The organism is Protofrankia sp. Cj3 (assembly GCF_917627355.1).
GTDB lineage: Bacteria > Actinomycetota > Actinomycetes > Frankiales > Frankiaceae > Protofrankia.
Window position 1 is genome coordinate 1 of the sequence record NZ_CAKJTR010000148.1, and the last position, 768, is coordinate 768.

The window sequence follows — 768 nt, forward strand, 5'->3', positions numbered from 1 at the left end:
AAGAGGCTCCGGCAATAGGGCACGCGCCTCGTGCCAGTCAGATGGCTGTCGAAACATTGCCCTATTGCCGAGCTATTGCCGGGCGCTCCTGTCGGAACCGGCTGCCCGGCCGGTCGCGGAGCGGTCCTCAGCTGTCTCGGCAGCACGCGTTTCAGTCATGGCACGCTCGCCGGCCTCGATCACCGGGACGTGGCGGCTCGCGGTCGACGAGAGCTTCGGCAGTGTCAGCTGAAGCACACCGTCGGCCGCCTGGGCCGCGGACTTCTCCGCATCCACCTCCCCGGGCAGCCGCACGGTACATTCATACCGGCCCATCCGGCGCATCTGCTGACGCATCACGCCGCGGTGTTCCCGGGCCTGGATGTCAGCGGTGATGCTCACCTCGTTCCCCCGGACGTCGATGTTGACGGTGTTGGCGGGAGTACCGGGCAGATCCGCTTCGATGATGTAGGAGTTCTCGGTCTCCTCCATGTCGATCGCGGGTGTCCACGAGCGGCCTTCCCGCGGCATGAGGTCCGGCAGCGATACATCCAGCAGGCGGCCCATCCGTTCGTAGAGATCACCGAACTCGGCGAACGGGTCCCAGCCCCGTCGAGTGACTGGCGTCGGACGGCTCATAACGGACAACGAGGTCATTGTCGGCTTCCTCCCTGGCGGTCACTGGCAGGGGGGATGGGAGCCCATCCCCCCTGCGCTCCTATCCGCTCCCCGAAGACGCAAACAGCGCCAGGAAAGTGGATCAATACCAGGGCCGAGGGGCGGCCGAGG

Annotated in this window: 1 protein-coding gene; it reads right to left on the bottom strand. The window is 66.4% G+C overall.

Features of this window, described 5'->3' with window-relative positions; translation table 11 throughout:
- Positions 1 to 72 precede the first annotated feature (72 nt).
- A complete protein-coding gene (locus MJ783_RS17655; protein ID WP_239311688.1) occupies positions 73 to 636 on the bottom strand; it encodes an Hsp20/alpha crystallin family protein in 564 nt (187 codons plus the stop codon).
- Positions 637 to 768 lie beyond the last annotated feature (132 nt).